The following is a 17,765-nucleotide window of genomic DNA, read 5'->3' on the forward strand; positions in this document are numbered from 1 at the left end:
AGAAACAATTATGGCTGGTATCCCACACGACCATTATGAGCCCAAATCCGGCGGCGAGAAGTGGCTCCACTCTCGGCTGCCGATTGTTGGTCTGGCTTACGACACACTGATGATCCCCACTCCGAAGAACCTGAACTGGATGTGGATCTGGGGCATCGTTCTGGCATTCTGCCTCGTTTTGCAAATCGTCACCGGCATCGTGCTGGCTATGCATTACACGCCGCATGTCGATCTGGCCTTTGCGTCTGTCGAGCATATCACGCGTAACGTCAACGGCGGCTACATGCTCCGTTACCTGCACGCCAACGGCGCGTCGCTGTTCTTTGTGGCCGTTTACGCCCACATCTTCCGCGGCCTGTACTACGGCTCCTATAAGGCCCCGCGTGAAATCACGTGGATTATCGGCATGATCATCTACCTTGCCATGATGGGCACCGCCTTTATGGGCTACGTGCTGCCATGGGGTCAGATGTCCTTCTGGGGCGCTACTGTGATCACCGGCCTGTTTGGCGCTATCCCGGGTATCGGCGAGATGCTGCAAACGTGGCTGCTGGGCGGACCTGCTGTGGACAACGCCACGCTCAACCGCTTCTTCTCGCTGCACTACCTTCTGCCCTTCGTGATCGCCGGCCTCGTCGCCGTGCACATCTGGGCGTTCCACACCACGGGCAACAGCAACCCCACCGGTGTCGAGGTGCGTCGCACATCGAAAGAAGACGCGGCGAAAGATACCGTTCCGTTCTGGCCTTACTTCGTCATGAAGGACCTGTTCGCGCTTGGCGTCATCATGATCGTCTTCTGGGCGGTTGTCGGCTTCATGCCAAACTTCCTTGGTCACCCTGACAACTACATCGAGGCAAACGCGCTCGCCACTCCTGCGCACATCGTGCCTGAATGGTACTTCTTGCCCTTCTACGCAATTCTGCGGGCCTTCACCGCCGACGTTTGGGCCGTGCAGCTGGTGTCCTTCCTGACGGCTGGCATCGTTGACGCGAAGTTCTTCGGTGTGGCTGCCATGTTCGGCTCCATCGCCGTGATGGCTCTGGCGCCATGGTTGGACACGTCATCGGTACGCTCCGGTCGTTACCGCCCGATGTTCAAATGGTGGTTCGCCCTGCTCGTATTGGACTTCTTCGTCCTGATGTGGGTCGGTGCCATGCCAACTGACGAGCCTTTCGCCACCATCTCGCTGATCGCGTCGGCTTACTGGTTTGCCTACTTCTTGGTGATCCTGCCGCTTTTGGGTGTCATCGAGAAACCGCTGGCCCGTCCCGCGACGATCGAGGAAGACTTCGATTCGCATTACCCCGCCAAAGACAAGGGCTCCGACACTGTCGCAGCTCCTGCAGAGTAAGAGGAAGATACCAATGCTCAAGAAACTCTCTCTCGCAACCGTCTCGGCAGTGGCTCTGGCCTCCGGCGCATTTGCCGCCGGCGACGCGGGTCACACCCACGATGTGGATTTCTCGTATGAGGGGCCGTTTGGCACCTATGATCAAAACCAGCTGCAACGCGGCCTGAAGATCTACACGGAGGTTTGTTCCTCCTGTCACGGTCTGAAGTTCGTACCACTGCGCACGCTGGCAGACGAAGGCGGCCCCGCGCTGCCCGAAGATCAGATGAAAGCCTATGCTACGGCGTTCCCGATTAACGACGAGCTGTCAAACCCTCAACTCTTCGACAAAGACCTCGAAGAGTACCGCACGCTGAAGCCTACGGATAACTTCCCGGCGCTGTACTCTGCCAATGCACCTGACTTGTCCCTGATGGCCAAGGCACGCGCTGGCTTCCACGGCCCATTGGGCTCTGGGATCAACCAGTTGATGAAGGGCATCGGCGGCGCTGAATACATCGCGTCCTTGATGACCGGCTACACTGGCGAAGAAAAGGAAGAAGCTGGCACCACGTTCTACGAAAACACCGCCTTCCCGGGTGGCTGGATTTCCATGGCGCCGCCATTGTACGGCGAAGACGTCGACTTCGCTGACGGTCACTCCAACGAGTTGCACCACGAGGCAGAAGACGTCGCAGCCTTCCTGCGCTGGACGGCAGAGCCACATCAAGACGCCCGCAAGCGCACAGGCTTCGTCGCCGTGTTCTTCTTGGTCATCCTGACAGTGCTGCTCTACCTGACCAACAAGCGCATCTGGGCACCGATCAAGCGCAAAGACTAAGCGCTTTCGCCAATAGTTTCGAAAGGCGCGTCCCTCGGGGCGCGCCTTTTTCTATGCGCGGCGCGAAAGGTATTGTGAACCAACAGCAGCGGCACCATCTTCACTACAAGCGACCCCTGCCACGACAACCGGAGCAAGCCGATGAAACTTCTACTGACCGCAATCCTGTGCTGCCTACCATTCACGCTCGCCGCTGAAGAAGTGGGCCGTGTCGGGGTCGACTGGGTCGGCAACGACATCATCATCGAAGCCATTCCCGATCCGGACGTCGAGGGCGTGACCTGTCACATCGCCTATTTCGACCGCAGCCTGATCGACCGCCTGTCCAACGGCAACTGGTTCGAGGACCCGTCCAACGCCTCCATCGACTGCCGCCAGACGGGGCCAATCACCATAGGCGACATTGACCGGTCCGACGACGGCGAAACCGTGTTTCGCGAAGGACGGTCAGTGATCTTCAAGTCCCTGCGCCTGTCGCGCATCTATGATGAAGAAAATCAGGTTCTTATCTATCTGGCACATGGCAACGAGCTAACCCAAGGCTCTGCAAAGATGTCGATCTCTACCGTGCCGCTCTATCAAGCCCAGTAATTCAGCCCCCGAGATAGGCCCGCAACACATCCGGCGGCGCGTCCAGAAAAGGGCCGGTCGGCACCGGCGCATGGGCGATCCCATCGGCCACCAGAATAGTACTTCCATTCAACTGCCGCGCATCCTTGGGGTCGTGGGTCACCATCAGGACCGTCAACCCGCGCTCCTCAGCGATTTCCACCATCAGGGCCAGCATCTCGACCCGCAGCGCAGGCCCGAGCGCTGCAAAAGGCTCGTCCAATACCATCACGGGCTTGTCGCGCAACAGCACCCGCGCTAGCGCCACGCGGCTTTGCTGTCCGCCGGACAGGGCCGCAGCCTTGCGCGCCTCGAAACCGCTAAGTCCCACTCGCGCCAAAGCCTCCGCCACGCGGGTGTGTTCTTGCGCCGCCAGTTTCAGGCTAGGTTTCACCCCAAGCCCCACATTCTGCGCCACTGTCAGATGCGGAAACAGGTTGCTGTCCTGAAACACCATCGCCAGTGGCCGGCCGGCGGGCGCGGCTCTCGAGATGTCGACGCCCTGCCAGAAAATGCGCCCGCTGGTGATGGGCACGAACCCCGCCAGCGCTGATAACAACGTCGACTTACCCGCTCCCGACGGCCCGATCACGGACACCATCGCGCCCGCCTCAACGGGGAAATCCGCGCTCAGCGAGAAGTCCCCCTGCACGATCTCCACCTTGTCAAACGTCAGCATCTACGCGGCCTCCTCGGTCGAACAGCCAGAACAGGGTCAGACTCAGCACCAGCAAAACAAGCGCTGCGGCAAATGCCTCCTGCATCCGGTATGCGGTCATCAGGTTATACAATGCCAACGGCAAGGTCGCGCGGCTGGGGTCTGCGAACAAGGTGATGACCCCCAGATCCCCCATCGACAACGCCGCTGCTAGTCCCGCGCCAAAGCCCAAAGGGCGGCGCAGGCGAGGCAGCAACACTATCTTCAGCCGCGCCCACCCCGACAGCCCCAGAGAGGCTGCCAGCCGCCCATAATCCGCCTCGACCTGACGCAGCGCCGGGGACAAAGCCCGCAAGGTAAACGGCAAACTCATCGCTGCGTTCACCACTATTGTGACTGGCAAGGCCAGCAAAACAGGGTCTATCCAGCGGTAAGTCAGGATGAACAGCCCCGTGCCGATCACCAAAGGCGACGCCGCAACGGACAGATACCCGACAATCTCATAACCTCGCCCCCACCTTAACGATAGCAACGCCAGCGCAAGGGCCAAAACAACCGTCAAGGCGGCAGAGGTCACCGCGACCCACACCGACCGCCACGCAGCGCCCAAGATGCTCAGCGACAGGTCAGGCAGTCCCGGCAGCCCCTTCGCTACAATCATCATCAAAGGCGTGATCAAGAACAACGCCACAACGGCAATCGCAAAGCCGTCCAAAACCTTGGACCCATCGTTGCGCGGCACGACACGGTCCAGCCCCGCGCCCTGCCCCGAAGGAACGGAAACCGTCAGCGACACCAATGCCAGCACCGCGCAGATGGCGAACTGCACCAATCCCAGCAGCGCAGCTTTCCCAAGGTCAAAATCGAAGCGGAATGCTTGGTAAATCGCCAACTCAATCGTCGTCGCTTTCGGACCGCCCCCCAAGGCCAACGCCACCGCAAAACTCGTGGTACAGATCAGGAAAATCACCATGACGACGCCGGGCAAAACTTCTCGCAGCATCGGGCGTTCCAGATGCCTTGCGATGTCACGTGAGGTGAAGCCAAGCGACTGTGCCAACCGGAACCGCTCCGCCGGAATGGACAGCCAGCCCTGCAGGATCAGCCGCGTTGCCAGAGGCAGGTTAAAAAACACATGCGCGAGGATGACACCATGCCATCCATAGATCGAAACAGGCTCTAACTCTGCCCAAACCAGTACATCTGAGACGATTCCACTACGCCCGTAGACTGCCAGCAAGCCCAACACGGCGACGATCACGGGCAAGATAAACGGCGCGCCCAGAATGGTCAGCAGCGCCCCCCGCCCCCAGAATTGCCGCCGCGCCAACGCGCGGGCAACGGGGATCGCGCAAACCGCGCTCAGCAGGGCAGACACTGCCGCCTGCCAAAGCGTGAACCGCACCGCGGACCAGTCGGAACGCGACAATGCCGACACCTCTTCCGCCCGCCACGCAACCGCGCCGAGCGTTCCAAGTGTCAGCACCAAAAGCAGGGCGACCACCGCCGCCCCGCCAAAGGTGGACAGGCTTATTGGCTGAACGCGCTCAGCCATTCTTCCAGCGCCGCATCGCGCAACCCTGCTGCTTCATCTTCCGAATAGAACAGCGCCTGCGCAGGCATATCCAACTTCTTGAACCCGTCCGGCAGCTTGTCCGCGTCCAGTTTCGCGGGGAAGGACCAATTGGCGGTCGGAATCATCGACTGAAACGTCTCCGACAACACGAAATCCATGAACGCCTGCGCCAGTTCCGGCTGCTTAGAGCCTTTCACCTGCGCCGCCAACTCCGTCATGAAGTAGTGGCCTTCGTCGAAAATCGCCGCCCGCTTGGTTTCATCCTCTTCCGCGATGATGTGGTAGGCGGGGGACGTCGTGTAGCTCAGCACCATGTCCGCCTCGCCATCGGTGAACATGCCATAGCTTTCCGACCAGCCTTTGGTCACGGTCAAAGTCTTGCGCGCCAGCTTGTTGAACGCCTCCTGACTGTCGTCGCCATAAACCGATTTCACCCACAGCATCAAAGCCAAGCCAGAGATCGAGCTGCGCGGGTCCTGCAACACCACCTTGGTGTCCTCATCCGCCAAAAAAGCATCAAACGTGGTCGGCGCATCAGCCATTTTCTCGGTGTTGTAGATGAACGCAGTATGCCCCCAGTTGAACGGCAAGAACACGTCATCCGTCCACTCGATCGGCAGCGTCAGGTCGCTGGTATCCTGCTCGTGGGGCAGGAATAGACCCGTTTCGCGGGCCTTCTTGGTGACATCGGTATTCAACCCGATCACCACATCCGCCTTGGTTCTCTCGCCTTCCAAAAGCAAGCGTGGCAGCACGTCACCCGCCACGTATTTCACGTCGCAAGCACACGTCTCTTCAAACGCCGCTTCAATCTTCGGGCCGGGGCCCCATTCGCTGGTAAAGTAGTCAGGCGCATAGATCGTCAGCACGGGCTTATCGTCGGCAAATGCCGAAGTAGCCAGAGCAATCAGTCCTACGCTCAGAAGGGTCTTTTTCATCTCATTCCTCCAAAACGACGGACGGAGTGGGGAGTGAGAGCATCTCAAACCTTCCCTCCGCCGGTCTTAACCGGTTCAGGTTCAACGGGTCAGCTTGCGCTATCTCAGCCAATGAAGGCCCCCCGAGGTATCGTGATATCTAAGCCCCAACCCGCGCATCGGCAAGGCGAAAGGTCTTGAGGGGGGCGTTGTGCCTCGCTAGACCTCTGACAAAAGGGAGACGCCCCATGTCGATGAACAGCTTTGGCCATCTTTTCCGCGTGACCACTTGGGGCGAAAGCCACGGGCCGGCGCTTGGCGCGACCGTCGACGGCTGCCCTCCGGGTGTGCCTTTGACGGCCGAGATGATTCAAGTTTGGCTCGACAAGCGCAAACCCGGTCAAAACAAATACACCACCCAGCGCCGCGAGGCCGATGAGGTGCGTATCCTGTCTGGCGTGTTTGAGGGCGTCACCACCGGAACACCGATCCAGTTAATGATCGAAAACACCGACCAACGCTCCAAAGATTACGGCGATATCGTCGAGAAATTCCGTCCCGGCCATGCCGACATTACCTATTGGACCAAATACGGCATCCGCGACTATCGCGGCGGCGGGCGCTCCTCTGCCCGCGAAACTGCGGCCCGCGTTGCAGCTGGTGGCGTTGCACGTGAGGCGATCAAAATGCTGGCGCCTGATCTGAAGATCACCGGCTTCATGGTTCAGATGGGCGAGCATAAAGCCGACAACCGTGACATGGACCAGATCGACCAGAACCCGTTCTGGGTTCCTGACGCCGAGGCCGCTAAGACGTGGGCCGACTATCTGGACGGCCTGCGCAAGTCCGGCAGTTCCGTCGGCGCTATGATCGAAGTCATCGCCCAAAACGCCCCTGCGGGGCTAGGCGCACCCGTTTATGCCAAGTTAGACACTGATTTGTCCGCCGCCATGATGTCGATCAACGCGGTCAAAGGCGTCGAAATCGGCGCAGGAATGCAAGCCGCCATGCTCACCGGAGAGGCCAACGCGGACGAGATCAGCATGGGGCCGGACGGCCCCGTCTACAGCTCCAACCACGCAGGCGGCATCTTGGGCGGCATCTCCACTGGCCAAGACATTGTCGTGCGCTTCGCCGTGAAGCCCACAAGCTCGATCCTCACCACCCGCAAGACCATCACCAAATCCGGCGAGAACACCGAGATTATCACCAAAGGCCGCCACGACCCCTGCGTCGGCATCCGCGCCGTTCCCGTGGGCGAGGCCATGATGGCCTGCGTGATCCTTGACCACATGCTGCTACACCGTGGGCAAATCGGCTCTAACCAAGGAAAAATCGGCTAGATTATCTTCTGCTTCGCCAGTTGCACCGCAAGAATGCCACCGGCGATGATGAGCACGCCGATCAGGTCGACCCGTCCGATACTCTCGCCTAGCAGAACCGCCGCGATCCCAACCCCGAATACTGGGTTGAGGAAGTGGAAGGTCGATGCTTTCACCGCCCCCACACGGCCCACCAGCATAAACCAGACCCATGTCGCCAACAAACCGGGTACCAGCGTGGTGTAAACGAATGCCACGATCCAAGTCGGACTCAAGGTTACGTCCCATGTCTCCAACGGCACAGCGACGGCAAATAGGCAGGCCGAGCCCACCAGCATTTGCAACCCGACAATCATCAAAACGTTTCCGCCCGAGGCCGCACCCTTCACCGACAAGGTCGCAAAGGTCAGCGCCATGGCCCCGACCAAGCAGAACACCACGCCCAAAACATCGACGCCGCCACTGATCCGGCTGCCCATAATCAGCACAACGCCCGCGATCCCCGCAACCAATCCGATCATGCCCATCAGCGGAACACGATCCTTGAACACCAGCCATCCTACCAATGCCACCAACAGCGGCATGGTCGAGGCAATAATCGCCGCCAGCGAGGCTTCGATCCATTGCATGGCGACGAAATTTAGACCCAGATACAGCGCATTTTGGCAAATCCCGAAGATCCACGTCGCCCGCCACTGCGCACGGCTCAGGCTCCACGTTTGCCCCAACGCCTTGGCGATCAATATCCCCAACAGCCCGGACAGCAAAAACCGCAAACTCAGCGAATAAAGCGGCGGCGCGTCGGCGACGATAATCCGCGCCGAGGTGAAGGCGCTGGACCACATCAGCGCGAAGGCCAGCCCCATAAAAATCGCTTTGATATCCACGCCGAAATCCTTGCCCGTTTCGCGGCACTGTCACGCGAATAGGCGCAAAAGAAAAGGGCCGCCCGAAGGCGACCCTTAAATCTGTAAACGTATCTGGCGCTTAGCCGTTTACGCTATCTTTCAGAGCTTTCGCGATGGTCATTTTGACCACTTTGTCAGCGTCTTTAGAAATCTGCTCACCAGTGGCGGGGTTGCGAACCATACGTGCCGGACGTTCGCGGCAGTAGATTTTGCCAACGCCGGGCAGGGTCACTGCGCCGCCGCCAGATACTTCGCGGGTGATGATTGCGATCAGACCGTCCAAGGAAGCAGCTGCGCCCTTCTTGTCGGTGCCTGCTTCTTCAGCCAATGCTGCGACCAATTGTGTCTTGGTCATAGGTTTCGTTGCCATGAGCTCTGCTCCCTCTCTATTACCCCACCTTTGGGGTGTTATCGCGAGAACCTAACTGAATATTGCGGGGCCGCACAACAATTAGTGTGCGAAAACCCCTTCTTTTTCGTGTTTTTTGCAGTTTCCCTAGGGTTAAAGGAAGGCAGTTTCGGCAAAACTGCGCAATTTCCGCGAATGGAGGCGCTCCAACGGCATTTCCCGCAGATGCTCCATCGCCCGAATTCCGATCAACAAATGCCGTGAAACCTGCGTTTTATAGAAGTCTGACGCCATTCCGGGCAGCTTCAATTCCCCATGCAGCGGCTTGTCGGACACACATAGCAACGTCCCGTATGGCACACGGAACCGGAACCCGTTCGCGGCAATCGTCGCGCTCTCCATATCCAGCGCAATCGCGCGGGATTGGCTTAGCCGTTGCACCGGTCCGGACTGGTCGCGCAACTCCCAGTTGCGGTTATCAATCGTCGCAACCGTTCCCGTCCGCATGATCCGCTTCAAATCGAATCCCTCGAACTGCGTGACCTCGGCCACGCTCTTCTCCAACGCAATCTGAATCTCCGCCAGCGCCGGAATTGGCACCCAAACAGGCAGGTCATCGTCCAGCACGTGATCCTCGCGCAAGTAAGCATGTGCCAGCACGAAATCACCCAGACTTTGGGAGTTCCGCAAGCCCGCACAATGCCCCACCATCAGCCACGCATGAGGCCGCAAAACCGCGATGTGGTCCGTCGCTGTTTTGGCATTAGACGGCCCGACCCCGATATTCACCAAAGTAATGCCAGAGCCATGCTTGCGCTTCAGGTGATAGGTCGGCATCTGCGGCGTTTTCTCGTTTGTGGGAATAACTCCCTCCGCGTCCGTCAGCACATGGTTCCCCGTGCTCACGAACGCCGTGTACCCGCTGTCGGGGTCGGCCAGCATCTGCCGCGCGTAGGCTTCGAACTCCTCAACGTAGAACTGGTAGTTCGTGAACAAAACGTGGTTCTGGAAATGCTCCGCCGCCGTCGCCGTATAATGCGACAAGCGCGCCAGTGAATAGTCGATGCGCTGCGCCGTAAAGGGTGCCAGCGGCGCGGGAACATCCGCCATCTCTTTGAGCGTACCATTCACGATGTCATCATTCGTCGTCGCCAAATCCGGCACGTCGAACACATCACGCAAAGTGAAGTCCATCGCCCCGTCTTGCGGCACCGTCAGGTCGGTCGCGTTCGCCACGGCGAAGTGCATCGGCATCGGGGTCGTAGACACGCCGATCTCGACTGATATCCCGTGATTATCGACCAACAGCTGAATCTGCTGCTCCAAATAGTATTGAAACAGGTCGGGCCGCGTGACCGTCGTCGAATAGGTCCCGGGCTGGGCCACGTGACCAAAGCTCAGGCGGCTGTCGATCTTCGCAAAACTCTGCGTGGTGATTCTGATCTCCGGATAAAAAGCGCGATAGCGTTCGGCGGGCGGATTGCCCTCAAGGCTGTCGCGAAACCGTTCGATCAGGAAAGACGTGGCGACTTCGTAAATCTCGCACAGGCGCTGCACCGCTGCTTTTGGATTGCTGAAAAGCTCCGCAGCCGGCGTGTCAGGGGTGCGGATAGGTAAATTGGCATCAATGCCGTTCATTGAGTTTCCTCTATCAATTCTGTCAGTTCAAATTTGGTCACGTCCACCAGCCCCAGATCGGATATCCGAAGCGATGGAATGACCACGAGCGCCAGCAGCGAGTGCTGCATATACGCGTTGTTCAATGTGCAGCCGCAGGCCTGCATGGCCGCGACCATCTGGTCAGCCTTGGCGGCAACTTCCTTGGCGGGCCGATCGGACATAAGTCCCGCAATCGGCAATTCGACCAATGCCAGTTCTTCGCCACCTTTCCAAACGGTGACCCCGCCGCCAACCTCAGCCAAGCGGTTCGCCGCCAGTGCCATCTGCGCACGGTCGGTGCCGACCACGATCATGTGGTGGCTGTCATGCGCCACGGTCGAGGCCATCGCCATGTTGCCTTCATACCCGAACCCCTCCACCAGTGCATTAACCACGTCGCCGGTGCCTCTGTGGCGTTCCACCAGAGCGATTTGGCAAACAGCACCTTCCGGCTCCAACAGACCCTGTTTCACTGCAATCGTGCGTTTTAGTGCTTCCGTGGGTGCTTGATTCTCGACCACACCAATCACCTTGGCCGTAACCGTCTCCACCCCGTCAGGTGCCTTAATCTCGAAATCAGCTCCGCTCAACTCACGCCCCAAATGCACCGTCTGCCGCGCATCCTCCGGCCAGTCCAGATGCGGGCAGGTCACGGTAATCTCACCCGCCTCCGCCACGATACGCCCCTGTGCAATCACCCGCTCAATCGGCAGGTCTCGCAGATCAGACGTCACGATCAAGTCCGCTCGCCGCCCCGGCGCGATGGAGCCCAACTCTCTTTCCAACCCGAAATGGGTCGCGGTGTTGATCGTCGCCATCTGCAACGCCACCAGCGGATCACAACCACATTCAATCGCATGACGCACCACGCGGTTCATATGGCCGTCATTCACCAAGGTGCCAGAATGGCAATCATCCGTGCACAGGATGAAATTCCGCGAATCCAGCCCCTTTTCCGTCACAGCCGTGATCTGCGTCTCCACGTCATACCAAGCCGAGCCCAGCCGCATCATCGACCGCATCCCCTGCCGCACCCGCGCAATCGCATCCGCCTCGCAGGTGCCTTCGTGGTCATCCGCAGGTCCGCCAGCGGCATAAGCATGAAAGTCAGGCCCCAAATCAGGCGAGGCATAATGCCCACCCACGGTTTTCCCCGCGTTCTGGGTCGCCGCAATCTCTGCCAACATCTGCTGACTGCCATTCACTACCCCGGGGAAATTCATCATCTCCCCCAGCCCGATAATACCGGGCCATGTCATAGCCTCGGCCACGTCATCAGGGCCAATCTCATACCCCGTCGTCTCCAACCCAGGGGCGGACGGCGCGCAGCTTGGCATCTGCGTATAGATCGAAATCGGCTGGATTAGAGCCTCGTCATGCATCAGCTTCACGCCCCGAAGCCCCAACACATTGGCAATCTCGTGCGGGTCGGTGAACATCGTCGTCGTGCCATGGGGGATCACCGCGCTGGCAAATTCTGCGGGGGTCAGCATGCCCGATTCAATATGCATGTGCCCGTCGCACAGCCCCGGAATCAGGTAACGCCCGCCCAGCTCGATCACATCGGTATCCGGCCCGACGCAATGCCCAGCGTCCGGCCCAACATAGGCAAACCGCCCGGCACTGATGGCAACTTGCCAGCCGTCCAGCACCTCTCGCGTATGTACATTAACGACTTTTCCGCCACGCAGAACCGTGTCCGCAGGCGCACGACCAGCCGCAACGGCAACCAAGGTTGCAGCGCTGTCGGCCCATGATTTGAGGGGTTGGTGTTCCATGTTCCAATTGTCCAGACTTTGAACGCGGGTGCAAGTCGCAAAATCGCTAGTCATATCGCGCCCAAAATGCCTTACTTGCCCAAAGTGAAAGGGGCATGACATGGACGGAACACACGCAAACATCGAACACTGGGCGGAGCGGGTCGACCTAGCCGCCGCCTTCCGCTGGACCGCGCGGCTGAATATGCACGAGGGCGTGTCCAACCACTTCTCCTTCGCGATCAATGACGATGGCACCAAGTTTCTGATGAACCCCAATCAGGTGCATTTCTCGCGGATCAAGGCCTCCGACATGCTGGTGATCGACGCCAACGATCCCGACACGCTAAAAGGCCCTAATGCGCCTGATCCCACGGCTTGGGGCCTGCATGGCGGTCTGCACCGCCACTGCCCGCACGCCCGTTGCGCGATGCATATCCATTCCATCCACGCCACGGTTCTTGCCTGTCTGGAGGACAAAGTCCTCCCCCCGCTCGACCAAAACGCAGCGATGTTCTACGACCGTCAGGTGGTCGACGACAGTTACGGCGGACTCGCCTTCGAGGAGGAGGGCGAGCGTTGCGCCCAACTGTTCATCGACCCGAAAAAAAAGGTCATGATCATGGGCAATCACGGCATCATGGTTATCGGCGACACCGTGGCCGACACCTTCAACCGAATGTATTTCTTCGAGCGCGCCTGCGAGGTCTACATCCGCGCGCTGCAAACAGGCCGCCCCCTGTCGATCCTGCCCGACGACATCGCCGCCAAAACCGCCGATGAAATCGAAAACTACCCCGAACAGGACATCCGCCACTTGGCCGAACTCAAGGCCATTCTCGACACTGAACAACCGGATTACGCAACCTGATGCAATATGGCCTGAATGAAGAGCAGGAGATGATCGTCTCCACCGTCCGCAGCTTCGTGGAAAAGGAAATCTACCCGCATGAAGAATTGGTGGAGCGTACCGGTGAGGTGCCGCACGAAATCGCGCAAGACATCAAGAATAAGACCCTAAACCTGGGCTTTTATGCCTGCAACTTCCCCGAAAGTGTCGGCTGCGCAGGTCTCAGCCACCTCGATTTTGCGCTGGTGGAACGTGAGTTGGGCCGTGGCTCCATGGCGCTCAACCACTTCTTTGGCCGTCCGCAGAACATCCTCATGGCCTGCGAAGGCGACCAAAAGGAACGCTACCTCATGCCCGCCGTTCGCGGTGAACGGATGGACGCGCTTGCCATGACAGAACCAGGTGCCGGCTCCGACATTCGCGGCATGAAATGCGCCGCCGTCCGCAATGGCGGCGATTGGGTGGTGAACGGGACCAAGCATTTTATCTCCGGCGCGGATCACGCTGACTTCTTCATCGTCTTCATCGCCACCGGCGAAGATGACACGCCAAAAGGCCCTAAAAAGCGGATTACGGCCTTTCTTGTCGATCGCGGCACCCCCGGTTTCACCATCCGCGACGGCTACAAATCCGTGTCCCATCGCGGCTACAAGAACATGATCCTCGATTTCGACGACTGCCGGCTGCCCGACGCACAGGTTCTGGGGCAGGTCGATGGCGGTTTCGAGGTGATGAACACATGGCTCTACGCCACCCGCATCACCGTCGCCACCATGTCCGTCGGCCGCGCCCGCCGCGTGTTCGACTACGCGCTAAGCTACGCCGCCGAGCGGGAGCAATTCGGCCAGCCAATTGGCAAATTCCAAGGCGTCAGTTTCCAGCTTGCCGACATGATCACCGAGATTGATGGTGCCGACCTGCTCACCCTCGCCGCCGCCGACCTGCTCGACAAAGGCCTTCCGTCGAACCGCGAAATCGCCTCTGCCAAGCTTTACGCCTCCGAAATGCTGGGCCGCGTCACCGATGCCGCGATCCAAATTCACGGCGGCATGGGCCTGATGGATGACTTCCCGCTGGAACGTTTCTGGCGCGACGCAAGGGTGGAACGCATCTGGGACGGCACGTCCGAGATCCAGCGCCACATCATCAGCCGCGAATTGCTGAGGGCGCTCGGTGCCTGACCTCTTTCGCCTCCTGAACCCGAAATCCCTCGCCGTTATCGGCGGCGGCGCGTGGGGCGAAGCCGTGCTGACTCAAGCGAAGAAGTTCGGCTATCAAGGTACGCTCTACGCCGTGCATCCGGTGAAGACGGAATTCGCTGGAATCAGAGCCTATCCAAGCGTAATTCACCTCCCTGAAGTCCCAGACGCCGCCTTCGTCGGCATCAACCGCGAAGCGACGATCGGCGCTGTCGAACGCATGCGAAAGCTCAACGCAGGCGGCGCGGTCTGCTTCGCCTCCGGCTATGCCGAAGCCAGCGGCGAGGACATTTCCGGCACCGACGCGCAGGCAAGATTGTTGAAGGCGGCAGGCGATATGCCGATCCTTGGCCCCAACTGCTACGGCTTCATCAACGCGCTGGACGGTGTCGCCGTCTGGCCCGACCAGCACGGCTGCAAGCGTGTTGAATCAGGTGTTGCGATCCTCACCCAGTCCTCCAACATCTCGATCAACATGACGATGCAGACCCGCGGCCTGCCCATCGGCTACATGATCACCGCCGGAAATCAGGCGCAAACCACCCAAGCCGATATCGCTTTAGCCTTGCTCGATGACCCCCGCGTCACCGCCATCGGCCTTCATATCGAAGGCTTCGGCGACCTGACCCGTTGGGAGGCCCTCGCCGCCAAAGCGCACGCCAAATCCGTCCCCCTCGTCGCGCTCAAGGTCGGCATTTCCACCCACGCGCAAGCCGCCACGATCAGCCACACCGCGTCCCTTGCCGGCGGCGACACCGCCGCGCAGGCGTTCCTTGACCGGCTCGGCATCCTGCGCTCCCCCGACCTGCCCAGCTTCCTTGAAACGCTGAAACTGCTGCATGTCGCAGGGCCGCTCGCTTCTAACCGGATATCCTCCATCAGCTGTTCCGGTGGCGAGGCATCGCTGGTCGCCGACATGACCCACCGCCACGATCTCACCTTCCCAGAGCTCACAATAGAGCAGAAACAGAGCCTATTTGAAGCTCTCGGCCCCAAAGTCGCGCTGGCCAATCCGCTCGACTATCACACCTATATCTGGCGCGACGAGGACGCGATGACCGCTGCGTGGTCCACCATGGCCGCGCCGCATATCGCGCTGACGCTCGTGGTGCTCGACTACCCCCGCGACGACATCTGCGACGCCAGCGATTGGGCCTGCGCCACCAACGCGGCGTTACGGATGCGCAAGGCAACCGGCCAGCCCGTCGCTGTTGTAGCCACCCTCCCCGAGCTGATGCCCGAACCTGTCGCCGCGCAGCTTATGGAGGGCGGCGTGATTCCCTTCGCCGGACTGGCCGAGGCCCTGAACGCCGTCGAAGCCGCATCACGCCCGCGAAACACACCTTCCGCCGACCCCGTGCTCAAACGCCCGCTGGCTGAAAACACCAAAACACTGTCCGAATTCGACGCCAAAACCGCCCTCGCCGCTTTCGACCTGTCGGTCCCCAAAGCGATCCAAACCAACCACAGCGCCATAGGTCTCGACGCGCTGACCTTCCCCGTTGTGGTCAAGGCCGAGGGCATGGCGCATAAGTCCGATGTCGGCGGCGTGATCCTTGACTGCAATTCCCGCGCCGAGGTCCGCGACGCGATGGACAGCATGACCAATGCCACGTCGTTCCATGTCGAGGAAATGTGCGACGCAGGCGCGGAGCTTCTGGTCGGCGTCACGCAAGACCCCGCCCATGGCTACCTGCTGACCATCGGCGCGGGCGGCATCCTGACGGAACTCCTGAACGACACCCAGTCCGTGCTGATCCCCAGCACGCCGGAAGACATAAAACAGGCCCTAACCCGCCTGAAAATGTATCCTTTGCTCACCGGCTATCGCGGTGCCGCGCCCTGTAATCTGGACGCCATCACCGACGCCATCCTCGCCGTTCAATCCTATGTCGTCGCCCAAAACGGTGCGGTGGCCGAGGTCGAGGTTAACCCCCTCATCTGCAGCCCCGAAAGCGCCGTCGCGGCAGACGCACTCATCCGGAGGACCCCATGACAAACCCCATCAAAACCCGCCGCGAAGGCACCATTCTGGAGGTCACGCTCGACCGTCCCAAGGCCAACGCGATCGACCTCGCGACCTCCCGCATCATGGGCGACGTCTTCGCGGATTTCCGTGACGACCCCGACCTGCGAGTGGCGATCATCACCGGCGCGGGTGACAAGTTTTTCTGCCCCGGCTGGGATCTGAAAGCCGCCGCTGATGGCGATGCGGTCGATGACGACTACGGCGTCGGCGGCTTCGGCGGATTGCAGGAGTTGCCCAACCTCTACAAACCGGTCATCGCCGCCGTGAACGGCATCGCCTGCGGCGGCGGGCTGGAACTGGCGCTGTCCGCCGACATCATCCTTGCCGCCGACCACGCCACCTTCGCTCTGCCCGAAATTCGCTCCGGCACCGTCGCCGACGCGGCCTCCGTCAAGCTGCCGAAACGCATCCCCTATCACATCGCCATGGAATTGCTGTTCACCGGCCGCTGGTTCGACGCCGAGGAGGCGCGCGGCTGGGGCATCGTTAACCACATCCACCCCGCCGATAAGTTGATGGAGGAAGCGTGGGACATGGCCCGCCTGCTCGCCTCCGGCCCGCCGTTGGTCTACGCCGCGATCAAGGAAATCGTGCGTGAGGCCGAGGACGAGAAGTTTCAGGATACGATGGACCAGATCACCGGCAGCAAGTTCGAGTCGGTAAAACGGCTTTATTCCAGCGAAGACCAGCTTGAAGGCGCAAAAGCCTTCGCCGAAAAACGCGATCCCGTCTGGAAAGGCCGCTAGGCGAAGTCGCTCACTGCATAGCCTTGCAGGAACAAGAGCGCAGTCAGATCACCGTGGTTCACCCGTATCTTCGCCTGTGCTTGCACTGTCGGTTTCGCGTGCAGCGCCACGCCCGCTCCCGCCCGCTGCAACATGCCCAGATCATTCGCGCCATCCCCGACCGCCAAAACGTCAGCCTCTGAAATCCCCAGCCGCGCCGTTATCTCCTCCAGCGCCTGCACCTTCGCCTCGCGTCCCAAAATCGGCATCGCCACCTGTCCAGTCAGCTTGCCGCCATCCTCCAGCAACGTATTCGCGCGGTTCTCGTCAAAGCCCAGCGCCGCCGCGACGGACGCCGTGAATGCCGTGAACCCGCCCGACACCAGCGCCGCATAGCCGCCATTGGCCTTCATCGTCGAGACCAGCGCTTTGCCGCCGGGCATATAGGTGATCCGGTTCGCCAAAACAGTCTCTATTACACCGGAATCAAGCCCTTTCAGCAGCCCCACACGCTCTTTCAGCGCAGCCTCGAAATCCAGCTCCCCATTCATCGCGCGGGCAGTAATATCCGCCACACGCGCACCCACGCCAGCTTCATCCGCCAACTCGTCAATGCACTCCTGCTGGATCATCGTGCTGTCCATATCGGCCAGCAGCATCTTCTTGCGCCGCCCCTCCATCGGCTGGATCACCAGATCCACCCCCAGCGCCTGACATTCTTCCCAGACCTGATCGAAATTCGCCGGCACGCTCGCCAAAGCAAACTCCGCCGCCACATCCGGCATTAACCAGATCACATCCCCGCCGCCCCATGCGTTGCGCAAATTAACCGGCAAAGCCGCGTCCAGTTTCGGCGCGGAGGGGTCACATAAAAGGGTCGCTACGAACATCGTGAAGTTTCCTATCGTGGAGAAGCATGTCGCAAATAATCACTCAAGCGGCGCTATAGCGACGTTTTCTCTATTGTGAAAGCCCGCGCCCTTCCGTAGTGACGCCAGTGGGACACCTCTCCCCAACGAGAGGCAATTATCTG

Annotated in this window: 16 protein-coding genes and 1 riboswitch; of the genes, 8 read left to right on the top strand and 8 right to left on the bottom strand. The window is 60.1% G+C overall.

Annotated elements, in window-relative coordinates; genetic code table 11:
- Nucleotides 1-10 precede the first annotated feature (10 nt).
- The 3 genes from petB (at nt 11) to BCF46_RS10960 (ending at nt 2,765) form a co-directional block, all read left to right on the top strand.
- On the top strand, nt 11-1,354 hold the full coding sequence (gene petB, locus BCF46_RS10950) for a cytochrome b (RefSeq protein WP_121024118.1): 1,344 nt from the start codon (nt 11-13) through the stop codon (nt 1,352-1,354).
- Between the two features lie 13 nt (nt 1,355-1,367).
- Nucleotides 1,368-2,174 (top strand): cytochrome c1, encoded by an 807-nt coding sequence (locus BCF46_RS10955; protein ID WP_121024120.1) that lies wholly within the window; start codon nt 1,368-1,370, stop codon nt 2,172-2,174.
- 141 nt (nt 2,175-2,315) lie between these two features.
- Nucleotides 2,316-2,765: a CreA family protein gene (locus BCF46_RS10960; RefSeq protein ID WP_121024122.1), complete on the top strand. Its 450-nt coding sequence runs from the start codon at nt 2,316-2,318 to the stop codon at nt 2,763-2,765.
- A gap of 1 nt (nt 2,766) precedes the next feature.
- Here BCF46_RS10960 and BCF46_RS10965 read toward each other — a convergent pair whose 3' ends face one another.
- Genes BCF46_RS10965 through BCF46_RS10975 form a run of 3 tightly spaced genes read right to left on the bottom strand, consistent with a single transcriptional unit; the run spans nt 2,767 to nt 5,955 of the window.
- On the bottom strand, nt 2,767-3,462 hold the full coding sequence (locus BCF46_RS10965) for a thiamine ABC transporter ATP-binding protein (protein ID WP_121024124.1): 696 nt from the start codon (nt 3,460-3,462) through the stop codon (nt 2,767-2,769).
- Nucleotides 3,449-4,996: a thiamine/thiamine pyrophosphate ABC transporter permease ThiP gene (locus tag BCF46_RS10970; RefSeq protein WP_121024126.1), complete on the bottom strand. Its 1,548-nt coding sequence runs from the start codon at nt 4,994-4,996 to the stop codon at nt 3,449-3,451. Before BCF46_RS10970 ends, BCF46_RS10965 begins: the two co-directional genes overlap by 14 nt.
- A complete protein-coding gene (locus BCF46_RS10975) occupies nt 4,972-5,955 on the bottom strand; it encodes a thiamine ABC transporter substrate-binding protein (RefSeq protein WP_121024128.1) in 984 nt (327 codons plus the stop codon). Before BCF46_RS10975 ends, BCF46_RS10970 begins: the two co-directional genes overlap by 25 nt.
- 35 nt (nt 5,956-5,990) lie before the next feature.
- Nucleotides 5,991-6,090, bottom strand: a riboswitch (TPP riboswitch).
- 92 nt (nt 6,091-6,182) lie between these two features.
- Here BCF46_RS10975 and aroC point away from each other — a divergent pair.
- A complete protein-coding gene (gene aroC / locus BCF46_RS10980) occupies nt 6,183-7,277 on the top strand; it encodes a chorismate synthase (RefSeq protein ID WP_121024130.1) in 1,095 nt (364 codons plus the stop codon).
- On the opposite strand, the gene BCF46_RS10985 is transcribed toward aroC, so the two are convergent.
- From BCF46_RS10985 to ade, 4 genes are all read right to left on the bottom strand, one after another.
- Nucleotides 7,274-8,143: a DMT family transporter gene (locus BCF46_RS10985; protein ID WP_121024132.1), complete on the bottom strand. Its 870-nt coding sequence runs from the start codon at nt 8,141-8,143 to the stop codon at nt 7,274-7,276. The two genes, aroC and BCF46_RS10985, sit on opposite strands and share 4 nt — an antisense overlap.
- Nucleotides 8,144-8,243: 100 nt before the next feature.
- The gene (locus BCF46_RS10990) at nt 8,244-8,534 is read right to left on the bottom strand and encodes an HU family DNA-binding protein (RefSeq protein WP_073144880.1); all 291 of its coding nucleotides are present in this window, start codon (nt 8,532-8,534) and stop codon (nt 8,244-8,246) included.
- A 132-nt stretch (nt 8,535-8,666) separates the two neighbouring features.
- On the bottom strand, nt 8,667-10,151 hold the full coding sequence (locus tag BCF46_RS10995) for an AMP nucleosidase (RefSeq protein ID WP_121024134.1): 1,485 nt from the start codon (nt 10,149-10,151) through the stop codon (nt 8,667-8,669).
- Nucleotides 10,148-11,950: an adenine deaminase gene (gene ade / locus BCF46_RS11000; protein WP_121024535.1), complete on the bottom strand. Its 1,803-nt coding sequence runs from the start codon at nt 11,948-11,950 to the stop codon at nt 10,148-10,150. Before ade ends, BCF46_RS10995 begins: the two co-directional genes overlap by 4 nt.
- Before the next feature lie 100 nt (nt 11,951-12,050).
- On the opposite strand from ade, the gene BCF46_RS11005 reads away from it, so the two are divergent.
- Genes BCF46_RS11005 through BCF46_RS11020 form a run of 4 tightly spaced genes read left to right on the top strand, consistent with a single transcriptional unit; the run spans nt 12,051 to nt 16,753 of the window.
- Entirely contained in the window at nt 12,051-12,800 is a 750-nt protein-coding gene (locus BCF46_RS11005) for a class II aldolase and adducin N-terminal domain-containing protein (protein WP_121024136.1), read from the top strand.
- On the top strand, nt 12,800-13,960 hold the full coding sequence (locus tag BCF46_RS11010) for an acyl-CoA dehydrogenase family protein (RefSeq protein ID WP_121024138.1): 1,161 nt from the start codon (nt 12,800-12,802) through the stop codon (nt 13,958-13,960). Before BCF46_RS11005 ends, BCF46_RS11010 begins: the two co-directional genes overlap by 1 nt.
- On the top strand, nt 13,953-15,974 hold the full coding sequence (locus tag BCF46_RS11015) for an acetate--CoA ligase family protein (RefSeq protein ID WP_121024140.1): 2,022 nt from the start codon (nt 13,953-13,955) through the stop codon (nt 15,972-15,974). The genes BCF46_RS11010 and BCF46_RS11015 overlap by 8 nt, the downstream gene beginning before the upstream one ends.
- Nucleotides 15,971-16,753 (top strand): carnitinyl-CoA dehydratase, encoded by a 783-nt coding sequence (locus tag BCF46_RS11020; RefSeq protein WP_121024142.1) that lies wholly within the window; start codon nt 15,971-15,973, stop codon nt 16,751-16,753. Before BCF46_RS11015 ends, BCF46_RS11020 begins: the two co-directional genes overlap by 4 nt.
- On the opposite strand, the gene serB is transcribed toward BCF46_RS11020, so the two are convergent.
- Entirely contained in the window at nt 16,750-17,622 is an 873-nt protein-coding gene (gene serB / locus BCF46_RS11025) for a phosphoserine phosphatase SerB (RefSeq protein ID WP_121024144.1), read from the bottom strand. The two genes, BCF46_RS11020 and serB, sit on opposite strands and share 4 nt — an antisense overlap.
- Nucleotides 17,623-17,765: the final 143 nt, after the last annotated feature.

This window comes from Litoreibacter meonggei (genome assembly GCF_003663885.1).
In the GTDB taxonomy this organism is placed as follows: Bacteria; Pseudomonadota; Alphaproteobacteria; order Rhodobacterales; family Rhodobacteraceae; genus Litoreibacter; species Litoreibacter meonggei.

Coding starts and splice junctions, on each gene's coding strand:
- aroC (WP_121024130.1), top strand. CDS start 6,183: ATGTCGATGAACAGCTTTGGCCATCTTTTCCGCGTGACCACTTGGGGC.
- BCF46_RS10990 (WP_073144880.1), bottom strand. CDS start 8,534: ATGGCAACGAAACCTATGACCAAGACACAATTGGTCGCAGCATTGGCT.
- BCF46_RS11020 (WP_121024142.1), top strand. CDS start 15,971: ATGACAAACCCCATCAAAACCCGCCGCGAAGGCACCATTCTGGAGGTC.
- BCF46_RS10995 (WP_121024134.1), bottom strand. CDS start 10,151: ATGAACGGCATTGATGCCAATTTACCTATCCGCACCCCTGACACGCCG.
- BCF46_RS10955 (WP_121024120.1), top strand. CDS start 1,368: ATGCTCAAGAAACTCTCTCTCGCAACCGTCTCGGCAGTGGCTCTGGCC.
- BCF46_RS10965 (WP_121024124.1), bottom strand. CDS start 3,462: ATGCTGACGTTTGACAAGGTGGAGATCGTGCAGGGGGACTTCTCGCTG.
- petB (WP_121024118.1), top strand. CDS start 11: ATGGCTGGTATCCCACACGACCATTATGAGCCCAAATCCGGCGGCGAG.
- ade (WP_121024535.1), bottom strand. CDS start 11,950: ATGGAACACCAACCCCTCAAATCATGGGCCGACAGCGCTGCAACCTTG.
- BCF46_RS10960 (WP_121024122.1), top strand. CDS start 2,316: ATGAAACTTCTACTGACCGCAATCCTGTGCTGCCTACCATTCACGCTC.
- BCF46_RS11005 (WP_121024136.1), top strand. CDS start 12,051: ATGGACGGAACACACGCAAACATCGAACACTGGGCGGAGCGGGTCGAC.
- serB (WP_121024144.1), bottom strand. CDS start 17,622: ATGTTCGTAGCGACCCTTTTATGTGACCCCTCCGCGCCGAAACTGGAC.
- BCF46_RS11010 (WP_121024138.1), top strand. CDS start 12,800: ATGCAATATGGCCTGAATGAAGAGCAGGAGATGATCGTCTCCACCGTC.
- BCF46_RS10970 (WP_121024126.1), bottom strand. CDS start 4,996: ATGGCTGAGCGCGTTCAGCCAATAAGCCTGTCCACCTTTGGCGGGGCG.
- BCF46_RS10975 (WP_121024128.1), bottom strand. CDS start 5,955: ATGAAAAAGACCCTTCTGAGCGTAGGACTGATTGCTCTGGCTACTTCG.